This is a genomic window from Salinicoccus halitifaciens (assembly GCF_021026095.1).
In the GTDB taxonomy this organism is placed as follows: Bacteria; Bacillota; Bacilli; order Staphylococcales; family Salinicoccaceae; genus Lacicoccus; species Lacicoccus halitifaciens.
Window position 1 is genome coordinate 198,828 of sequence record NZ_JAJNCU010000008.1, and the last position, 20,144, is coordinate 218,971.

Below are 20,144 nucleotides of genomic sequence, written 5' to 3' on the forward strand. Positions count from 1 at the left end.
ATGAACATATTAATGACTGGAGGCACCGGCCTGGTCGGCTCCCATGTGCGTGATGCGCTGGTGGAAGACAGGCACCACGTTTATATATTAAGCCGGGGGGAGCACACAAGCGACCATCCTTTCATCCATTACATCAAATACAACCCGGACAATCTGACGGATTTGAGTTTTGCGGAATCACTGCCCATGAATATCGATGCCGTCTACAATTTTGCAGGCGCGTCACTGAGCAAGATGTGGACCGACAGCCATAAAGAAGCGATCCTCGATTCAAGGATCAATGTCACGAAACTGCTTTACAACTGGGCGGAGCAGGCGGAAATAAAACCCGGCGTCCTGATCAATGCGAGTGCCGTCGGCTACTACCCGACGAGCGAAACCGTGAGCTACACCGAAGACGATGAATTCAGCCCTTCGAATTTCCTGTCGTCGGTCGTGACCGCCTGGGAAAATCAGGCGCTCAGATTCGAGACGCTCGGGACGCGGGTCGTCCTCGGCAGGTTCGGCCTCGTGCTCGATAAAGATGAAGGCGTGCTGCCGATGATGGCACTGCCGTTCAAATTCGGGGCGGGGGGCAAGATCGGGTCAGGTGACCAGTACTACAGCTGGATCCATGTGGAAGACCTGGTCAACGCACTCCTTTTCGCGATGGCCGATACGGAACTTTCAGGCCCGGTCAATATGACCGCGCCCTCGCCGCTCAGGCAGGCACACTTCGCCAAATACCTCGGCATGGCGCTCGGCAGGCCGACTTTTGTGAATATGCCGGGGTTCATCTTCGAAAAAGTTTTAGGCGACCAGTCGATAATGCTCGTCAAGGGACAGAAAGTCATCCCTCAAAAGCTGCTCGCCCAGGAATTCAAATTCAACTATCCGAGCCTTGATGTCGCCCTAGATGAAATATACGGAGAATGAAAAAAGCCCGCCGGGACTCTTTTGATGAGTCCCTCGGGCTTTATTTTGTTTCGTGACATGAAGGTCGGGGAAAGTCTTCGTTCGTGTCATATTTCAGTCGCTCGTGACACGAAGGCCGGGAAAAGTGCCCGTTCATGTCATATTTTAGTCGTTTGTGACATGAAACCAGGGAAAAGTCCCCGCTCGTGTCATATTGAGGCCGTCCGTGACACGAAACCCGGAAAAACTCCCCGCTCGTGTCATATTGAGGCTATTCGTGACACGAAACCAGGGAAAACCACCCGTTCGTGTCATACTCAAACAATCAGCAATTAAATATGAATCGTCACATCTGCTTCTTCACGCAGCTCGTCTGAAAGATTTTGTGCTGCTTCAGCTTCTTTTTCCATCGTCAACTGTTCTTCAATCTGCGGCTTCACTTCTTCGAATTCAGGTGCCTCGGAGTCTTCTCCGGCATCTTCACGTGCCGCAATCTGCTCGTCATAAACTTCCTGCATCTCTTCCTCGGTCGGCTCAGTATCGCCGGATTCCTCAGAAATCAGCTGTTGCATTTTCACCTGATCGGCGATTTGCGCCCTCAGTTCTTCTTCACTCATGCCGCTTTCTTCCACAGCACTGATATATTCATCTTCCGATTCCATACCATTTATTTCTATAAGTTGATCAATAATCTCATCAATCTCTTCCTCAGATGCTTCCATATCTCGGCTTTCCGCTTCTTGTAATAATAATTCGTTAGAAACTAGCCTTTCTACAACCTGCTCCTTCAAAGCACCCTCATCGATTTCCTCACCCGTCATCTGTTGCATCATGACCCTCTGTTGGAATTCTTGAGTATACACCTGCTCAAACTCATCCTTCGTGATCTCCTCGCCTTCCACTTCAGCGACGACATCCGGCACATCTTCAAGATCCGGTTCAGGCATCTCTTCTGCCTCTCCGCCTGCATGGCCTTCCTGTGCAGTCTCTTCCTGTGCCTCTTCTGCGTTGTCATCGCCGCATGCAGCGACAAGTGACATCGTGGCCGCAGCCGTTATCATCATCAACCATTTCTTCATTATTGTTTCCTACCTTCCAAATCGTTATCGTCCGTCATTTTACCACAGGAGCATTCCATTTCAATTCAAATGGTATCTCTCCCGTGAATATTCCCTTCCAAATATGACCATCCGGTGTCAAAATTAAATTCCCGGAGGCATCACCATTCCGGGAAAATAAAAACCATCGGCTATTTGAAATCTATTGTCTCGCCGCTTCTGATCTTTTCTGCGATGTTGTCGAGCTTCCTCAGCCTGTGATTGACGCCGGACTTCGAAATCGCACCCGATGACATCATCTCGCCGAGCTCCTTTAAGGAGACATCCTGATGCTCAACCCTCAGCCTTGCGATTTCCTGCAGCCTTTCCGGCAGTTCATCGATGCCGATCTCTTCGTCGATCAGCTGGATGTTCTCCACCTGACGCATCGCAGCGCTGATGGTCTTGTTGAGGTTTGCCGTCTCGCAGTTGACCAGCCTGTTCACCGAGTTCCTCATATCACGGACGATGCGGACATCTTCAAACTTCAAAAGCGCCTGATAACCGCCGATCAGGCTCAGGAATTCCGCAATCTTTTCGGCGCCCTTCAAGTAGGTGATATAGCCGCGTTTGCGCTCTATATATTTTGCATTCAGATCATAGCCGTTCATCAGCTCGGTCAGGGCGATGGCATGATCTTCATAGAGCGAGGCGATCTCAAGGTGATAGGCGGAGGTTTCCGGGTTGTTCACCGAGCCGCCGGCAAGGAACGCCCCCCTCAAATAGCTTCGGATGCAGCATTCCTTCTTCTTGATATCCTCATCGATTGTATGGATGATCATGCCGTTTTCGATGATGTTCAAGTCTTTGAGGACTTTATGTGCATCCTTTTTCACCCTGCTGATATAGACGTTGTTCTTCTTCAGCTTCATCTTTTTGCGGACGAGCAGCTCTATATCCACACCATACACTTTTTTGATAAGTGAGAATATGCGGCGTGCAATCGCCGCATTTTCGGTCTGTACGTTGATGATCCAGTCGCCGTCGAAAAAGCTGAGCGCACCGTTCATCTTGATCAGCGCGGATAATTCACTCTTCTTGCAGCATGTATCCACATCAACACGTGTAAGTTCATTTTTCATATCTGATGCAAATGACATTTCATCAACCCTAACTTTGATCTTTATTCGCGCGATACTGCAATGTGCCGATCTCCTTCAGTGCAATATCGTAAATCATTTCTGCGATCACATCGTTGTTATGCCTGACTGCCCCGTCGGAATCGACACTCACGAGATTTTCATGCGTGAGGACGGAGACGCCCATTTCCTCAAGTTCCTTCTGATCACTCGTCACGACGGACATCCCGTTCTCCTTGTAGTAGTCGGATACGTCGGATGTGATGTTCCTTTCATTCTGGATGATGTAATCGAAGATATTCTCGCCCATGTGCCTGTTGATCGCCTGAAGGTGGTCGGAAGCCGTATAACCGATCGTTTCGCCCACCTGGGTCATGATGTTGGACACATAGACTTTTGTGCATTCGGAGCTGATGAGGGCCTCCTTCATCCCTGAAGGGAGCAGGTTCGGGATGATGCTCGTATAGAGGCTGCCGGGCCCGAGGACGATGATGTCCGCTTCTTCGATCGCCTGGACGGCCTCGGGGGTCGCAATCGTATCTTTCGGCAGCAGGAACACTTCCGAAATCTGCTGGTGGACTTTCGGTATGTAGCTCTCACCGATGATGATCGAGTCATCCTGCATGCGGGCAGCGAGCTTCGGGCTGAAATTGGTCGATGGGATGACCGTGCCGCGCACGTTGAGGATGACGCTGAGCTCTTCGACAGCGAGCGCAAAGTCCCCCGTCATATCGTACATAGCCGCAAGCATCAGGTTCCCCAGGGCATGGCCGCTGATTTCGTTTTTCTTGAATCTGTAATTGAACAGGCTCTCAAGCTTCGATTCCACATCGGATAAGGCGGACATCACATTCCGTATGTCACCCGGTGCGGGCATATCGATCTGGTCGCGTATGATGCCTGTGGAGCCGCCGTCATCGGCGACGGAGACGATTGCTGAAACTTCCACCGGATACTGCCTCAAACCACGCGCTAAAACACTCAATCCGGTGCCGCCGCCGACCAGTGTGACTCTAATTTTGTTCATTTCTGACGCCTTCTATCAGAGCATCCCGGTGTTCTGTCACTATTTTGAAGTCGTAGTATTCCCGGAGCTCATCTGCCAGCCGTTCCGCTAGCGCGACAGAACGATGCTGGCCGCCTGTACAGCCGATGCCGATGACCAGTTGCGATTTCCCTTCCCTTAAATACTGCGGGAGGAGGTAACGGACCATATCCAGCAGTTTCGTATAGAATATATTGGTTTCCTTGAAGCCCATCACATAGTTATAGACCGGCTCGTCAAGCCCTGTGTAGGGCTGGAGCGCATCCACATAATGCGGGTTCGGGAGGAAGCGCACATCAAACATGAGGTCTGCATCTATCGGCACGCCGTGCTTGAAACCGAAACTCAGTATATTGACGCTGAAGCCGCCATCCCCGTCGCCGGTGATTTCCTCGAACATTCTGGCACGCAGCTCCTTCGGCTTCAATTCGGTCGTATCGATGATCGTGCCTGCTCTGTATTTCAATTCATCGAGCAGTTTCCGCTCTTTTTGGATCGCCTGCAGGACGTTCATGCCGTGATCCAGCGGGTGGGAACGCCTCGTCTCCTTGTAGCGTGCGACAAGTTTTTCGTTCGTCGTGTCGAGGAAGATGATTTTAAGGTTGATGTGCGGGTTATCCTGCACTTTTTCAAGTTCGGATATGAGTGTATCGAATAGTTCCTTGCCCCGGAGGTCGATGCCGAGTCCGACGTTGTCCATCCTGCCCTCGGTCGTCTCCATCAGATCGACTATTTTTGGAATCAGTATCGGCGGCAGATTATCGATGCAGAAGATATCCATATCTTCCAGTGCTTCCAGCGCGACGGATTTCCCGGATCCGCTCATACCTGTGAGAATGATCAAATTCTTCAATGGCTCCACATCCTGTTTTTTTATTCTTACTTCATTTTACATGATTAATTACCCGAACTAAAGCATACAGACGGCGATATCACAATCGCATCCACCGTCCCCTGCGCCCCGCCTCCCATGAAAGCAAAGCAAAAAGAAGGCAAAACATTTCAGTTTGCCTTCTTCAGCGGTCAGTCCGCCAGCGTTTCGATATACTTCTGGGCGTTTTCTGCGGCGATGCTGCCGTCGCCTGTTGCTGTGACGATCTGACGGAGCGTCTTGTCGATCACGTCACCGGCCGCAAAGATGCCGGGAACACTCGTCTCCATTTCGGAGTTCGCCTCTATATAGTTCAGTTCATTCAGGATGCCGAGATCTTGGAACGGCTGCGTCAAAGGCTTCATGCCGATGTAGACGAACACCCCGTCCGCGTCGTAATCATATTTGTTTCCGGTGTTTTTATCGAGGAGCGTCACACTCTTGACTTTGTCATCCCCGTTGATCGTCTGCAGTTCCGTATCCCAAATGAATTCGATCTTTTCATTTTTGAATGCACGGTCCTGAAGGATTTTCTGGGCACGCAGCTCATTGCGCCTGTGGACGATCGTCACCTTGCTTGCGAACTTCGTCAGGTACACGCCCTCTTCCACAGCCGAGTCGCCGCCGCCGATCACGACGAGTTCACGCTCTTTGAAGAACGCGCCGTCACAGACCGCACAGTAGCTCACACCGCGTCCTGCGAGTGTGTCTTCGCCCGGTACGCCGATCTTCTTGTACTCTGCACCCGTTGCGATGATGACCGTCTTCGTCTTGATTTCCTCGGAGGATGTCTTCAGGATTTTGTATTCCCCGTGGTCCTCCACCGACTTGATGTCGCCATATTTATACTGTGCACCGAATTTCTGTGCATGTTCAAACATTTTTGAAGATAATTCCGGTCCCGTGATGAAATCAAATCCCGGATAGTTTTCAACATCTTCAGTGTTTGCCATCTGTCCGCCCGGTACGCCTCTTTCAAGCATCACCGTATCCAGATTGGCCCTCGATGCATAGACGGCAGCTGTCATGCCCGCCGGTCCGGCACCGATTATTACAACATCATGTACTTTTTCTTCCGCCATTTCAAATCTCCTAACTTTCTGATGATCATTTCAGTTGTCATTTCATACCATTCAATATTATAAACATTTCCAAGGGCATTTTCATCATATCTGCTTGATCATTCCGATCGCTTTGTTCAGCCTGTATGAAGTGATCCCGAATTCTTCCGTCATGCTTTTTTTCGTGATCTTTCTGCCCTTTGGATATAAATAAACCGTCGCTGCAACGAGCGAGGCAATATCTTCAAAATCTTTGATCCTGTCGTATAAAAGATGGAAAGTGTCAATCCACTGCAGCAGATCTTCATCCCCCTCATACCCGGCACCCCTCAATATCTCGAGGCCGCTGTGCATCTTCCCGAGCCTGACGAGCTTGACGCCCTGGAAAAGGAAAGTGACATACAGCTTTTCATAATCATCCAGCCCTTCGATCGTTTCCCATACAGTATGGCCGAGTATCGCTTCCCTCGGCCTGATGAGGTGCAGCTTGTAAAGGCCGAGCAGCCTCAGATGGACATCATCCTCATGAAGGTGGGTTTCGGCCGTGACGGTGATCAGATCCGCCGCCCGCTCTTTCTCCCAGGGGCTGTATACTTCACTGACCGCATGGAAGTTCTGCATCTTCTCCCAGAACATCCGCGCCTCTTCCTCCCGGCCTGTGTGATAGCTCGCAAAGCTCAGTGCATGCAGCAGCTGGAAGCTGATGTACTGCTGATTTTTATACAGCGGGTACAGGAGTTCATAAGATCTTGCGTACTGTTTAAGGAAGTTGAGCACAAGGCCGACTTTGAACCTGGAATCATCATCGAGCGGTTCGACCACTTCCATCTTCTTCAAGTTGGCTTCAAATTCCGCCTCCCGGCCCGTATGGTAGTAGAGCAGCGTGAGATGGCTGAGGGCATGCATATCGGTCTTGTCCTCCATGTGCAGCTGCCGCAGCAGTTCATATGCTTCATCAAATTTATTCAAAAACAGGTAGGCCATCGCCTTCAGGTTCCTGAAAGTGCGTTCCTCCTGAAGGTAGAGTGGGAGCATCGACAAGTATTCAAGCGATTCCTCTATGCGGGCGTTCATGAAGAGGTGCTGGAAGATGTGGTGGCTGACGAACCGCTCCGCTTCCTTCTCAACTTCCTCCTCATCCTCGATTGCGAGCTCGAACATGTCTTCGAGCTCCTCATGATACCCCGCCTCCGGGAAATGCTTCGCATATTCCACACCGAACAGGAAAGCCTTATTGGGGTCGTTCGTGATGACGAACAGCTGGCTGAGTATAAAATAAAATTCAGCATCATATTGATGCTGAATGAATTTGTTGATCAGTAAATATTCAGCTTCAGCATGCCTTCCATTTTCTGCGAGCAGATATACATACTGTGACAAATAAGCGAGATTATCTTCATCTGCATTATATGCCTTCTCGAAGTTCTTCAGGGCATCGCCCTTTTTCTGCTGATCTATTTTTTTAAGTCCTTGATTGAAGTAAAACGAACCACTTTGATTGAAGGGGATTACTTTTCTATCATTCATTTATATTGCTCCTTATCACAAGTGGATTCCCATAACAGCTCGAATCATCCGGGATATCCTTCGACACGACGGCACCTGCACCGACGCTTGAATTACTGCCGATGGTGACGCCCGGCAGGACGGTCACGTTTGCGCCGATCATCGTATTGTCCCCGATATGGACATCCCCGAGCCTGTATTCATCTACTAAATATTCATGGGTCAATATTACAGTATTATAACCGATTATGCTGTTGTTGCCAATGTGGATCCGCTCGGGGTGCATGAGGTCCGGCATCGCCTTATAGGCAAATGAGACCTTCTCCCCGAGATCCATCTTCAAAAATTTCCGGTACAGGAGGTGCTTCAGTTTTGTGGACGGGCAGTAACGCCCGATTTCGATGATGATGAAGTTTTTGACGACTTTAAAGAACGAGACCGTCCTGTACAGATTCCATAGTGGATTATATTTCCCGACTTTGTAGCGTGTCGTATTCCTCATATCATTTCTTCCTTTTATGTTTCTTATTATGATTCTTGCTTACAGTCTGTCCTTTCGGTCCGGAACGTTTTTTCCGGCGTTTGCCGTCCGGATCGTAAATGCCGTCCACCTCACCGTATTTCGGCAGGTTGTATTTATTGCTGCGGTAGATCCATATGGCGATGGCTATGATGATGGTGAGTATTGAAACGACCTGTGCGGTCCTGAGCAGGTCCCCGATCATCAGGCTGTCGGTGCGCATGCCTTCTATGAAGAAGCGGCCGACCGAGTAGTAGATCAGGTAGAGCAGCATCGTCTGGCCGATTTTGAGCTTCGGCCTGAGCAGCAGCAGGATGACGAAACCGATGATGTTCCATACCGATTCGTACAGGAATGTCGGATGGTAGTAGCTGCCGTCGATGTACATCTGGTTGATGATGAATTCAGGGAGCATCAGTGATTCAAGGAAGCCCCGCGTCACTTCGCCGCCATGGGCCTCCTGGTTCATGAAGTTGCCCCATCTGCCGATCGCCTGCCCGAGGATCAGGCTCGGTGCCGCGATGTCCGCCACCTGGAAGAAGCTCAAGTTCTTCCTGCGGCAGTATATGAGGCCGGCGAGTATGCCCCCGATCAGCCCGCCGTGGATCGCCATGCCGCCTTCATTGACCATTATTATTGAGATCGGATCCTGAAGGTAGTAGTCCAGGTTGAACAGGACATAGTACAATCTCGCCCCGATCAGGGAGAATAATATTATGTAAAACATCAGATCGACGAACATGCCTTCAGGCATGTTCTTCTTATTCGCTTCCCGGTTCGCGATGAGGAAGCCGATCAGCATGCCGAATGCTATGATGACACCGTACCATCTGAGGTCCAGCGGACCGAGGGAGATGAGCACGGGGTCGAGCGGCTGTATATTATAAATCATTTTCCAGTCCTCCGTTGAGCTTGATCTGCTTGTTCAGCCGGTCATTGAATTCCGCCGCCGCGTCATACCCCATGTGGCGCAGGCGGTAGTTCATCGCGGCCACTTCGATGATGCCGGCGAGGCTTCTGCCCGGGCGGATCGGGATGGTCCGCATCTCGATTTCGGAATTCAATATCGAAAGTTTCTTCCTGTCGAGCCCGACCCTGTCATAATCCTTGCCCTTCTCCCAGGGCTCCAGGTTGACGTTCAGCATGATCCTCTTCTCCGCCAGTATGCAGCCTGCCCCGAACAGGGTCATCACATTGATGATTCCGAGGCCGCGTATTTCAAGCAGGTTCTGGATGAGCTTCGGCGCACTGCCCATCAGGACGTTATCCGAGACTTCCTTGATTTCCACGTTGTCATCGGCGACCAGGCGGTGCCCGTTCTTCACCAGTTCAAGTGCGGTTTCACTCTTGCCGATGCCGCTCTCCCCGGTGATCAGCACACCGATCCCGTATACATCGACGAGCACCCCATGCATGTTCGTCTCCGGCGCCAGCGCTTTTTCGAGATAGTTTGAAAGCTTTGAGTAAAACGTTGTCGTGTTGGCATCGGTGACAAGGAGGGGTGTGTTGCTGGCGTTACATGCTTCTATCAGCTCCAGCGGCGGGGGCAGCTGACGGGCCAGCACGATGCATGGCGTCTCCTTGCGGCAGAGGCGTTTCGAGCGGTCTTCGCGGTCTTTATCCGTAAGCATCCTCTCGAAGAATGAGATCTCCGTCATACCGAGGATCTGCACCCGGTCCGATGAATAGTGGGAGAAATAGCCCCCGATTTCCAGTGCCGGACGTGATATATCGTAATTTTTGATTTCGTTGGTCAGACCGTCATTGCCCGCCACCACCTTCAAAGTGAACTGTTCAACCAGTTCGTGTACCGTCAACATGTAATCACCTCTTGAATTCCTAATGTTATGTATCATCTTACCCCAAAAACAGCCGCAGCAAAATAAAAAGGGCCGGAATATCCCGGCCTTTTTCATCAATCATCAACTTCTGTGCAAAGTTACACTGCCGAACTTTGTGCTGACTTCTATGAACAGTCCGGGCTCATCCGAATCATTCACAAGCATCAATTCCTTCAGGCCGAAGTCCTGGTGTTTCATGAACCTCGCGTCCACTTCAGGCGGATAGTTCAGCTGACCCACCACGGTTGAAAGCCTGCCTTCCAGCGGGCGTCCCTGCGGGATGCTCAAATTGACGCTGCCCATGTTGGTGGTGATCGTGGCGGATTCCGTCGTGCTCTGGAGCGTCATGTTCACGGAACCGTTGGCCGACACCGTGATGTCCTTTGCATTGAACTGATCGGTATTGATCGTTCCGACCATCGATATCAGCTCCACATTGCCGTAAGCGCCCCTTTCAACGGAGATGTTCCCTTTTGAAGTCCGGACGAAGGCGTTATCCGTCACCGTATCTTCAAGTTTGACGTTGCCGTTCAGCACATCGACCGTGAGATCCTTGATTTCCTGGTCTTTCAGGAAGATGTTGCCGTTCGAACCGGTCACGATCATCCGCCTTATGTTCTCCGGGCTCAGGTTGAGTTCGACATTCACTTTCGCCGCCCGGATATCCGAGACGATGATCAGCTCATCATTTTTGACTTCACATATGATGTCCTGGAAGTAGTTCCTTTTGGTGTCGAGCTTCCTGTAGAAAGGCGTCACTTCAAATTTTGCAGTCTGCACGCGGTCCGTCGGCACGATCTTGATGTCGCCGTTCGTGATATCGAGTGATATCGAAGAGAACGGTTCATCCAGTGTTTCGATCAGCCGGTTTTTTGCACCGCCTGAAAACACCGAATCGAAGTTCGTGTTTTTGACGGAATCGAAGGCGCGCTCCACGGATTTGAACACCTGTGAGGCCTGCTGGTTGCTGTCGAACCTCGTCCTCATATCCTGATATGTCCTGCTGGCCCGCTCATTGACGTCCTTGTAGGTCTTGTTCAGTTTATCAGGCTTCACGTATTTGTTGACCTCACCCATGAACTGCTGGAAGAGGTCGTTGACCATCCCGCCGTCCCAGTACTCATCACCGGTCTTCTTCTTCTGCTCAGCGTCATCTGCGGAAGTCGACTGGTCCGTATTTTCCCTCTTGTCCATGGTTTCCATGAGGCGTATGGCTTCTTCGGAAGTGATCTTGCCCTCTTCTAACATCTTCAAAATACGTTCTTTACTGTCCATGATTAACCTCCTGATGGTTTCTGTTCAACCATTTTTTTAGATGATGCCCCGTATGGCTCTCCGGCTCGTTTATGACATCTTCAATTGTACCATCAACGACAATTGTTCCGCCACCGACACCACCTTCAGGACCCAGATCGATGATATTATCCGCCACTTTGATCACATCGAGGTTGTGTTCGATGATGATCACCGTGTCCCCGTTGTCCACCAGCCTCTGGAGCACTTTGATCAGCTTCCCTATGTCCTCGGAATGGAGGCCGGTCGTCGGTTCGTCCAGTATATAAAGCGAGCGCCCGTTCGAGCGTTTGTGCAGTTCGGAGGCAAGCTTGACACGCTGCGCCTCCCCGCCCGACAGCGTCGTCGCCGGCTGTCCGAGGCGGACATAACCGAGGCCGACATCGACGAGCGTCTTGATCTTGCGCTTGATCTTCGGGAGGTTTTCAAAGAAGTAGAATGCTTCTTCCGCCGTCATTTCAAGGACGTCCGCAATGCTCTTATCCTTGTATTTGACTTCGAGCGTCTCACGGTTGTAACGTTTGCCGTCGCACACTTCACACGGTACGAAGACATCGGGGAGGAAATGCATCTCGATCTTGATGATGCCGTCGCCCCTGCAGGCCTCGCAGCGTCCGCCCTTCACGTTGAAGCTGAACCGGCCTTTCTGGTAACCGCGCACTTTCGCTTCATTCGTCTGTGCGAACACATCCCGGACATCGTCGAAGACACCCGTATATGTCGCCGGGTTGCTCCGCGGCGTCCGGCCGATCGGCGACTGGTCGATGTCGATGATCTTCTCGAGTTTGTCGGGCATCGTGATGCTGTCATGTTCGCCAGGAATCTGCTTGGATTTATACAGCTCCTGATGCAGCGCCTTATAGACGATTTCGTTGATGAGTGTGCTCTTGCCGGACCCTGATACGCCCGTCACAAGGTTCATCACGCCCATCGGTATATCCACATCGATGTTCTTCAGATTGTTTTCGCGCGCACCCCTGATGCGGATCATCCGCTCAGGGTCGGGCTTGCGGTAGTCTTCCGGAAGCGGTATTTGGCGCTTCCCGCTCAAATAAAGGCCCGTGATCGAATTATCATCATGCATGACTTCTTCAGGCGTGCCGGAAGCCATGATCTCCCCGCCGTGCTCACCTGCACCCGGTCCGATGTCGATCAGATAGTCGCTTGCAAGCATCGTGTCCTCGTCGTGCTCGACGACGATCAGGGTGTTGCCGAGGTCCCGCATATCCTTCAATGTGCTGATGAGGCGCTCATTGTCCCGCTGATGGAGGCCGATCGAAGGTTCATCCAGGATGTATAATACGCCGCTCAATCTAGAGCCGATCTGTGTTGCCAGACGGATGCGCTGTGCCTCGCCGCCGGATAACGTACCGCTTCTCCGGTTCAATGTCAGATAATCGAGCCCCACATTCCGGAGGAACAGGAGCCTTTCATTGATCTCCTTCAGTATCGGTGCCGCGATGGAGCGGTTCTGACGTGACAGCTCAAGGTCGCTGAAAAAGGCCAGTGCATCATTGACAGGCTGGTCGACGCTTTCACCGATATGGCGCCCGTCAACTTTGACGGCCAGCGCCTCATCACTGAGGCGGTAACCTTTACATGACTGGCATGCCGTCTCCCGCATATAGCGGCTCATGACGTCCCGCGTATATTCGGAAGGGCTCTCCCGGTATCTGCGTTCTATATTGTTGACGACACCTTCAAACGGCATCTTCCTCGTCCGCTCAACGCCGTTCTCCTGCCTGAACCTGTAAGTGACGACTTCACCTTTCGCACCGTACAATAAAAGATTCTTTTCCTTCCTGCTGAGCGCCTTGAAAGGTGTGCCCATATCGATGTTGAAATGCTCGCATGTCTGCTTCAAAAGCTGCGGATAATAGCCGGAGGAGATCGGTTCCCACGGGACGAGGGCACCCTCTTCAAGCGTGAGTCCGTCATCCGGGATGACGAGCTTCTCGTTCACCGCCATCTTCATCCCGAGCCCGTCACATTCTTTACATGCACCGTACGGCGCATTGAATGAAAACAGCCTCGGCTCCATTTCAGGCACCGTGAAGCCGCACAGCGGGCAGGCGTAGTTTTCCGAGAAGAACATATCCTCCCCGTCGATGACATTGATCACGATATTGCCTTCACCTTTTTCGAGCGCTGTCTGAAGCGAATCGCCCAGGCGTGCTTCCACACCGTCGCGCACGACGAGACGGTCGATGACGAGCTCGATGTTGTGCTTCTGGTTTTTATTGAGTTCAGGCACTTCTTCGATATCATAAATCTCCCCGTCGACGAGCACCCTTGCGAAACCTTCCTTGCTCAGGGATTCCAGCAGTTTCTTATGCTGGCCCTTCCTGCCGTGGATGATCGGTGCGAACACCTGGATCTTTGACCGTTCAGGCAGTTCCATCACACGGTCCACCATTTCCTGGACCGTCTGGGAGCTGATTTCGACACCGTGGTTCGGACAGTACGGCGTGCCTGCACGCGCATACAGCAGTCTCAGGTAATCGTAGATTTCAGTGATGGTCGAAACCGTCGAACGCGGGTTGTTGCTCGTCGTCTTCTGGTCGATCGCGATGGCGGGCGAGAGCCCTTCGATCGAATCGACATCGGGCTTTTCCATCTGCCCCAGAAACTGCCGGGCATATGCGCTCAATGATTCGACATAGCGCCGCTGGCCTTCTGCATAGATGGTGTCGAAGGCGAGCGATGATTTCCCTGAGCCTGAAAGTCCCGTAATGACGATGAGCTGGTCACGCGGGATCTCGACGTCGATATCTTTTAAGTTATGCTGTCTTGCACCTTTGATGCTTATATTTTTATTTTTCATAGAGTTCACCCTTCTGCCTGGAGTTCAAACAGTGCATCGCGCAGCTCTGAAGCCGTTTCGAAGTCGAGGTCCTTGGCCGCCTGCTTCATTTCGCGCTCGAGCTGTTCCATTGTTTTCTCTCTTTCTTTCTTCGTCATCTTCTTCCGCTTGCCTGACGATTTTTCCCTGTCTTCCTTGACTTCAATTTCTGCGCTGATCGCTTCCCTGACATCCTTCTTGATGGTCGTCGGTGTGATGCCGTGTTCTTCATTGTAGGCTTTCTGGATTTCACGGCGCCTTGATGTTTCATCCAATGCATACTGCATGGAGTCGGTGATCTTGTCCGCATACATGATGACGTGGCCCTCGCTGTTCCTCGCGGCACGCCCCATGATCTGTATCAGCGAGCGGTTCGAGCGGAGGAATCCTTCCTTGTCCGCATCGAGTATCGCCACAAGCGAGACTTCCGGTATATCGAGCCCTTCACGGAGCAGGTTGATGCCGACGAGCACGTCATAAGTGCCGAGCCGGAGTTCACGGATGATCTCGATCCGTTCGAGCGTCTTCACTTCCGAATGCAGGTACTGGACTTTCACGCCCGCCTCCTTCAGATAAGTGGTGAGGTCCTCTGACATCTTCTTCGTCAGTGTCGTGATCAGCACACGCTCATTGCGCTCGCTCCTTTTGACGATTTCCTCGAGCAGATCATCGATCTGGTGTTCGGTCGGACGGACATCAACGGTCGGATCGACCAGCCCGGTCGGACGGATGATCTGTTCGACCATCTTCTCGGTGTGTTCAAGCTCATACGGACCCGGCGTGGCCGAGACATACAGGAGCTGCTGGGCCTTCTCCTCGAATTCACTGAACTGCAGCGGCCGGTTGTCGAGGGCGCTCGGCAGCCTGAAACCATGGTCCACGAGCACCTGTTTACGCGCCTTGTCCCCGTTGAACATCCCCCTGATCTGAGGGAGCGTCACATGGGACTCGTCGATCATGATGAGGAAATCATCGAAATAATCCATCAGCGTATACGGCGTCGAGCCCATCGGGCGCAGCGTCAGATGCACCGAGTAGTTTTCGATGCCGGAGCAGAACCCCATCTCCCGCATCATTTCAAGGTCGTAATTCGTCCTCTGTTCGAGTCGCTGGGCTTCGAGCAGTTTATTGTCGTCGCGCAGTTCCTTGAGGCGCTCCTCGAGTTCCTTTTCGATGCGCTCGATCGCCACGCGCATCTTCTCTTCACGCGTGACGAAGTGGGAGGCCGGGAATATGGCGAAGTGCTCCCTTTCATGGAGGACTTCCCCCGTCAGGTAATTGATCTCCCTGATGCGGTCGACTTCGTCACCGAAGAATTCAACCCGGATGCACTGTTCATCACGGGAGGCCGGGAAGACTTCGACGATGTCGCCGCGCACCCGGAACGTCCCCCGCTGGAAGTCGATGTCATTCCTTGAATACTGGATGTCGACGAGCTTCCTTAAAAATTCGTTGCGGTCCATCTCCATGCCGACACGCACACTCACGACCATGTCGCGGTATTCTTCCGGATTACCGAGGCCGTATATGCAGCTGACCGAAGCGATGATGATGACATCATCCCTTTCGAATAAAGCGCTCGTTGCACTGTGCCTGAGCTTATCGATTTCGTCATTGATGGATGCATCCTTTTCGATGAATGTATCCGTGTGGGGCACGTATGCTTCAGGCTGGTAATAGTCATAATAACTTACAAAATACTCTACCCTGTTATTCGGGAAAAATTCTTTGAATTCGCCGTAAAGCTGTCCGGCGAGTGTTTTATTGTGCGCGATGATCAGCGTGGGCTTGCCCACCTTTTGGATGATCTGGCTCATAGTATATGTTTTGCCGGTACCTGTGGCACCAAGGAGTGTCTGGTGCCGCTGGCCCGACTTGATCTGTCTTGTCAGTTCTTCGATTGCCTTGGGCTGGTCGCCTGCCGGCTCAAATTTGGAAACCAATTCAAAATTAGCCATAAATACGCCTCCGAAAAATATTCGTGTACTTTATTTTAACAAAAAATGAGCATCAACGACAAACATTTGTTCGGTCATCTCTACTCATCTTCCACTTTATCTATATTGTATAATTCAACGAGCATATAGCCGATGACGATCGAGATCGCATCCAGATATATGACCCATTCGGAGTTATAGAACCCTCTGTATATCGACACGGCGAACAGGATGAATGTCAGTATGACAGCCACATACTTGTTCCGCGTCAGCCTGGCGAAAATCACCACCGTGACGGCGGGCGCGACCAGGGCCATCATATACCAGAACAGATCCATATATCATAACTCCTTATTGAGGATCGACTCCGTGATGTCCAGGAGTTCGGTCTTCGGTATGAACGGTTCTTTCAGCATTTCGGTTAAAATATTATTGATGAAATCCTGCACGCATGCAAGATGCGAATACTGCTTGATCGTGATCAGGGAGTTCTCATACATTTCAAAGAAAAGCTTCTCGGGGTTCCTCTTTTGGATCTCCCCGAACGATTCATAGAGCAGGTCGACCTTATCCGCCACCGACAGTATCTGCCCTTCTATCGAATCATCCTTCCCTTCCTTCAGGCGCCTCTTGTATTCTTTCTGGTACGACTCCGGGAATTCCGCTTCGATGAACATGACCGTCATCGTCTCTTCGACTTCCCTGAAGAGGGTGTTGAGCTCACTTGATGCATACTTTACAGGTGTTTTGATGTCGCCTGTGAATATTTCAGGATAGTCATGGTTCAGGGCCTTCTCATACAGTACTTTCCAGTCGACCTCCGTGCCGTTATGTTCTTCGACCGTCCCGAGGTACTGGGCAATTTTCGTCACCTTAAAAGAATGTGCTGCCACATTATGTTCCTGATATTTGAATTTTCCGGGACAGCGGATCAATTTTTCCAAATCATTCAAGCTTTTAAAATACTGATGCACACCCATCAGGATGCCTCCTTAACGTAATTTATATAGTTCGTCACGAGTTCCGGCGACACTTCGCCGATATATGCCCGGATGATCTCACCTTCGCCGTTGACGAAGAAAGTCGTCGGCATCAGATGAATCTGATGATCCGACATTGCCTGATCTTCATCTTCGAATTCGAAGACCGGATACTGCACTTCATACTCTTCCAGGAACGCATCCCGGTTGGCGTCGCTGTCGCTGATGTTGATACCGATGATGTCGATCGGCTCGTCCAGGTGCTCGTTATGATATTCATTGAGTGCCGGCGTTTCCCGCTTGCATGGATCGCACCATGAGGCGAAGAAATTGACGACCGTCACTTCATTACTCCCTATAATATCATTAAAACCCGCATTTGCATTCATGATCTCCGTCAGCTCGTTTTCCATGATGTTCCCGCCGACGGCATGATGGTTGTCCCTGCCTTCTGTGGACTTGAGCGTCTCCAGCGCCTGGTTGTCGAACTGATCTTCCGAGTAGTTCAACACTGCGCCGATGGCCGCGCCGATGAGGAGGGAACCCGCGGCGACGGCAATAATGATGAGTATACGTTTCCTGTTCATATCAAAAACTTCCCCAGTATAGTTATTGCAATTATTTTAACATAACATCACCGCCCGGACACGGTGCAACCGTTGAATATTTGTGGACATTAAAAAAGGACCGGGACATGAGTCCCGATCCTGATCTGCTGTAAAGCAGATTTTAGTGGATGAAGTTGTGGCTTGCAGCTTGTGAAGCAGAAAGTGTTCTGAATGTTTTTCCGCCGAGGCCGCCGCTCCAGTTCATTTCTGAAATCGTGATGGAACCGTCGCCGTTCACTGATTCTACAACACCAACGTGGCCCATTCCGTATGCACCATTTGTGTGTGCAGGTGTCTGGATGATTGCGCCGACTGAAGGCGAGTTGTTTACAGTGAGACCTTGCGCGCTTGCCTGGCCTGCCCAGTTACTGGCATTTCCCCAGCTGCCGCTGACAGCTTTACCAAGTTCTGCACGGCGTTCGAAAGCATACCAAGTACACTCGCCGCCCGGGTAGAAGTTAGTGCCGCCTGTAAATGATGAACTGCTGCTTGCTGCCGGAGTTTCAACTACTGCCGGTGCCTGTACGTCAGTGACTGCTGGTGCCTGTACATCAGCAGATGCCTGTGACTGTGTCGCTGCAGGTGCGGATGCTTCCTGTACTGCCGGAGCTTCGTTCACTGCAGGTGCTGCTTGAGCTGTGTATGTATTCTGTGCTGAAGCTGTTTCGTTTGAGTTTGATGAATACTGGTTGGCATACTGGCTGCCGTCTACATCTCCGTAGTACCAGTAGTAGGAATAGCTGTCGCCATTCGTTTCATAGTTATAAGTATAGTCATGGTTCTGCTGTACCTCTGCCGGTACGTATTCATTTGCTGATATATTAGTTGAAGCAATTCCTGTCAACGCTGTAACAGTTGCTATTGATACTACTGTCTTCTTCATAATAAATATTTCCTCCTAATGATATATAACAAGTTGATTTTCGTACGGTAACTGATGGGCCGTACCCGCCTTGTTAAATCTATGTTTAGTACTATAGCACAGAAATTTTCAGTTGTGTAGGATGTAAAGGAATTGTAAAACAAACGAAATTTAGAACGGCCGAATGTAATATATGACACACTTTATTACAGTGAAAAACGTTGATATGACGGCATTCTCATCTTTAATATGACACGAATATTACAGGATGAACTCATTGTGAAATTTAAAAAAATCTTTACTTCAAGAGGATTTCGGGTAAGGGGCCGGCCCGGGTGATGAACCGGACGGAGGATTGTAAGGGATTTCACTGTTAACATTTCACCCTTTCATGTTTTGTGATGTTAATAATAAGTCGTGTGGTTTCTCACCGGCGGACTATCTTCACTTCATCCGGGGAGAAGGCGGGATCCGGGCATATCTCCATTTTCCAACGATTTGCTCGTTTCCAAAAGCCGGTTTCCTACTATAATAAACATCAGAGCACGCATAAATGACCATCTCCAATAAAAAAGACACCCCGGGGGGGGTGTCCTGATTCCTTCATTATATATTCTGCCGCAGGTATGCTTCGATGAACGGGCCGAGCTCGCCGTCCATCACTTTGTCCGTATTGCCGACTTCGTGATTCGTGCGGTGGTCCTTGATCATTGAATAAGGGTGGAAGACGTAGGAGCGGATCTGGGATCCCCAGCCGATTTCCTTCTGGTCGCCTTTGATGGCGTCTATTTCGGCCTGCTGGGCTTCCAGTTCCCTCTGATAAAGCTTCGACTTCAGCATCTTCATCGCCTGATCCCGGTTTTTGAGCTGGGACCTTTCGTTCTGGCATGTCACGACGATGCCCGTTTCATGGTGCGTGATACGGACGGCGGAATCGGATGTGTTGACATGCTGGCCGCCGGCGCCGCTGGAACGGTAGGTGTCGACGCTGATGTCCTCGCTCCTCACTTCGATTTCGATATCATCGTGGTCGAACTGCGGAGTCACTTCACATGATACGAATGATGTGTGCCTTCTGCCCGAGGAGTCGAACGGCGAAATCCTCACCAGCCGGTGGACGCCTTTCTCCGCCTTCAGGAGGCCGTAGGCATTCGGGCCCTTGATGGACAGTGTGACGCTTTTGACCCCTGCCTCATCCCCTGCCTGGTAATCAATCGTCTCCACTTTGAAGCCCTGCTGCTCGGCATACCTCTGATACATCCTGAGGAGCATCTCCGCCCAGTCCTGGCTTTCAGTACCGCCGGCACCGGGATGCAGCTCGAGCAGTGCGTCGAGATGGTCATGCTCGTCACTCAGCAGGATGTTCAGCTCATATTCATTGAACTTCTCTTCTGCTTCCTTGACACTTTCATCGAGCATCTCTTTCATATCTTCATCATATTCTTCTTTGAGCAGCTCATATGTCACTTCGATGTCATCGATCAGTTCGACCAGTTCATTGAAGCCGTCTGCAATTTTTTTGACATGGTTGTTGCTGTCGATCAGTTTCTGTGCAGCCTCCGGGTTATTCCAAAATTCCGGCTGCATCATCTCTTCTTCATTCTCTCTAATTTGAGTCTCTTTTTCTTCTAAGTCAAAGAGACCCCCTAAAGTCTTTTAATTTTTCTTTCTTTGCTTCTGTAAAATTTTTGATATCTGATAATTCCAT

At 50.9% G+C, this 20,144-nt stretch carries 18 protein-coding genes; 1 reads left to right on the plus strand and 17 read right to left on the minus strand.

Annotation, left to right across the window (positions count from 1 at the left end):
• Nucleotides 1–915, plus strand: coding sequence for a TIGR01777 family oxidoreductase (locus LPW40_RS12500; protein WP_230822580.1), 915 nt, complete (start codon nt 1–3; stop codon nt 913–915).
• Nucleotides 916–1,226: 311 nt separating this feature from the next.
• Here the strand turns inward: LPW40_RS12500 and LPW40_RS12505 are convergent, their stop codons facing one another.
• The 17 genes from LPW40_RS12505 to prfB form a co-directional block, all read right to left on the minus strand.
• The gene (locus tag LPW40_RS12505; RefSeq protein WP_230822581.1) at nt 1,227–1,973 is read right to left on the minus strand and encodes a SurA N-terminal domain-containing protein; all 747 of its coding nucleotides are present in this window, start codon (nt 1,971–1,973) and stop codon (nt 1,227–1,229) included.
• Nucleotides 1,974–2,143: 170 nt separating this feature from the next.
• Nucleotides 2,144–3,091, minus strand: coding sequence for a DNA-binding protein WhiA (gene whiA / locus LPW40_RS12510; RefSeq protein WP_230822582.1), 948 nt, complete (start codon nt 3,089–3,091; stop codon nt 2,144–2,146).
• A gap of 10 nt (nt 3,092–3,101) precedes the next feature.
• Nucleotides 3,102–4,097: a gluconeogenesis factor YvcK family protein gene (locus tag LPW40_RS12515; RefSeq protein WP_230822583.1), complete on the minus strand. Its 996-nt coding sequence runs from the start codon at nt 4,095–4,097 to the stop codon at nt 3,102–3,104.
• Entirely contained in the window at nt 4,084–4,968 is an 885-nt protein-coding gene (gene rapZ / locus LPW40_RS12520) for an RNase adapter RapZ (protein WP_269063332.1), read from the minus strand. The genes LPW40_RS12515 and rapZ overlap by 14 nt, the downstream gene beginning before the upstream one ends.
• Nucleotides 4,969–5,138: 170 nt before the next feature.
• Nucleotides 5,139–6,068: a thioredoxin-disulfide reductase gene (gene trxB, locus LPW40_RS12525; protein ID WP_230822584.1), complete on the minus strand. Its 930-nt coding sequence runs from the start codon at nt 6,066–6,068 to the stop codon at nt 5,139–5,141.
• An 84-nt stretch (nt 6,069–6,152) separates the two neighbouring features.
• Nucleotides 6,153–7,574, minus strand: a complete 1,422-nt coding sequence (locus tag LPW40_RS12530) for a tetratricopeptide repeat protein (protein WP_230822585.1) — start codon at nt 7,572–7,574, stop codon at nt 6,153–6,155.
• Nucleotides 7,567–8,055: an acyltransferase gene (locus LPW40_RS12535; RefSeq protein ID WP_230822586.1), complete on the minus strand. Its 489-nt coding sequence runs from the start codon at nt 8,053–8,055 to the stop codon at nt 7,567–7,569. Before LPW40_RS12535 ends, LPW40_RS12530 begins: the two co-directional genes overlap by 8 nt.
• Nucleotide 8,056: 1 nt before the next feature.
• Complete coding sequence (lgt, locus tag LPW40_RS12540) at nt 8,057–8,965, minus strand: prolipoprotein diacylglyceryl transferase (protein WP_230822587.1); 909 nt, start codon at nt 8,963–8,965, stop codon at nt 8,057–8,059.
• Entirely contained in the window at nt 8,955–9,893 is a 939-nt protein-coding gene (gene hprK / locus LPW40_RS12545; RefSeq protein WP_230822588.1) for an HPr(Ser) kinase/phosphatase, read from the minus strand. The genes lgt and hprK overlap by 11 nt, the downstream gene beginning before the upstream one ends.
• A gap of 102 nt (nt 9,894–9,995) precedes the next feature.
• A complete protein-coding gene (locus LPW40_RS12550) occupies nt 9,996–11,189 on the minus strand; it encodes a DUF4097 family beta strand repeat-containing protein (protein ID WP_230822589.1) in 1,194 nt (397 codons plus the stop codon).
• Complete coding sequence (gene uvrA / locus LPW40_RS12555; protein WP_230822590.1) at nt 11,179–14,031, minus strand: excinuclease ABC subunit UvrA; 2,853 nt, start codon at nt 14,029–14,031, stop codon at nt 11,179–11,181. The genes LPW40_RS12550 and uvrA overlap by 11 nt, the downstream gene beginning before the upstream one ends.
• Before the next feature lie 5 nt (nt 14,032–14,036).
• Entirely contained in the window at nt 14,037–16,007 is a 1,971-nt protein-coding gene (uvrB, locus tag LPW40_RS12560; protein WP_230822591.1) for an excinuclease ABC subunit UvrB, read from the minus strand.
• Between the two features lie 80 nt (nt 16,008–16,087).
• Entirely contained in the window at nt 16,088–16,324 is a 237-nt protein-coding gene (locus LPW40_RS12565) for a DUF2198 family protein (RefSeq protein ID WP_097042247.1), read from the minus strand.
• 3 nt (nt 16,325–16,327) lie between these two features.
• A complete protein-coding gene (locus LPW40_RS12570; RefSeq protein WP_230822592.1) occupies nt 16,328–16,966 on the minus strand; it encodes a YfbR-like 5'-deoxynucleotidase in 639 nt (212 codons plus the stop codon).
• The gene (locus tag LPW40_RS12575) at nt 16,966–17,553 is read right to left on the minus strand and encodes a TlpA family protein disulfide reductase (protein ID WP_230822593.1); all 588 of its coding nucleotides are present in this window, start codon (nt 17,551–17,553) and stop codon (nt 16,966–16,968) included. The genes LPW40_RS12570 and LPW40_RS12575 overlap by 1 nt, the downstream gene beginning before the upstream one ends.
• A gap of 142 nt (nt 17,554–17,695) precedes the next feature.
• Nucleotides 17,696–18,457 (minus strand): CHAP domain-containing protein, encoded by a 762-nt coding sequence (locus LPW40_RS12580; protein ID WP_230822594.1) that lies wholly within the window; start codon nt 18,455–18,457, stop codon nt 17,696–17,698.
• Nucleotides 18,458–19,042: 585 nt separating this feature from the next.
• A protein-coding gene (gene prfB / locus LPW40_RS12585) for a peptide chain release factor 2 (protein ID WP_230822595.1) occupies nt 19,043–20,144 on the minus strand; the annotation gives its coding sequence in 2 pieces (ribosomal slippage) (nt 19,043–20,071 and nt 20,073–20,144; 1,101 coding nt in all).

What these genes read in the sequence shown, in the direction of transcription:
- LPW40_RS12565 (WP_097042247.1), bottom strand. Translation starts at nt 16,324, where the DNA reads ATGGATCTGTTCTGGTATATGATGGCCCTGGTCGCGCCCGCCGTCACG.
- LPW40_RS12505 (WP_230822581.1), bottom strand. Translation starts at nt 1,973, where the DNA reads ATGAAGAAATGGTTGATGATGATAACGGCTGCGGCCACGATGTCACTT.
- uvrA (WP_230822590.1), bottom strand. Translation starts at nt 14,031, where the DNA reads ATGAAAAATAAAAATATAAGCATCAAAGGTGCAAGACAGCATAACTTA.
- lgt (WP_230822587.1), bottom strand. Translation starts at nt 8,965, where the DNA reads ATGATTTATAATATACAGCCGCTCGACCCCGTGCTCATCTCCCTCGGT.
- hprK (WP_230822588.1), bottom strand. Translation starts at nt 9,893, where the DNA reads ATGTTGACGGTACACGAACTGGTTGAACAGTTCACTTTGAAGGTGGTG.
- LPW40_RS12500 (WP_230822580.1), top strand. Translation starts at nt 1, where the DNA reads ATGAACATATTAATGACTGGAGGCACCGGCCTGGTCGGCTCCCATGTG.
- LPW40_RS12515 (WP_230822583.1), bottom strand. Translation starts at nt 4,097, where the DNA reads ATGAACAAAATTAGAGTCACACTGGTCGGCGGCGGCACCGGATTGAGT.
- LPW40_RS12570 (WP_230822592.1), bottom strand. Translation starts at nt 16,966, where the DNA reads ATGGGTGTGCATCAGTATTTTAAAAGCTTGAATGATTTGGAAAAATTG.
- uvrB (WP_230822591.1), bottom strand. Translation starts at nt 16,007, where the DNA reads ATGGCTAATTTTGAATTGGTTTCCAAATTTGAGCCGGCAGGCGACCAG.
- LPW40_RS12550 (WP_230822589.1), bottom strand. Translation starts at nt 11,189, where the DNA reads ATGGACAGTAAAGAACGTATTTTGAAGATGTTAGAAGAGGGCAAGATC.
- trxB (WP_230822584.1), bottom strand. Translation starts at nt 6,068, where the DNA reads ATGGCGGAAGAAAAAGTACATGATGTTGTAATAATCGGTGCCGGACCG.
- LPW40_RS12530 (WP_230822585.1), bottom strand. Translation starts at nt 7,574, where the DNA reads ATGAATGATAGAAAAGTAATCCCCTTCAATCAAAGTGGTTCGTTTTAC.
- LPW40_RS12580 (WP_230822594.1), bottom strand. Translation starts at nt 18,457, where the DNA reads ATGAAGAAGACAGTAGTATCAATAGCAACTGTTACAGCGTTGACAGGA.
- LPW40_RS12535 (WP_230822586.1), bottom strand. Translation starts at nt 8,055, where the DNA reads ATGAGGAATACGACACGCTACAAAGTCGGGAAATATAATCCACTATGG.
- whiA (WP_230822582.1), bottom strand. Translation starts at nt 3,091, where the DNA reads ATGTCATTTGCATCAGATATGAAAAATGAACTTACACGTGTTGATGTG.
- LPW40_RS12575 (WP_230822593.1), bottom strand. Translation starts at nt 17,553, where the DNA reads ATGAACAGGAAACGTATACTCATCATTATTGCCGTCGCCGCGGGTTCC.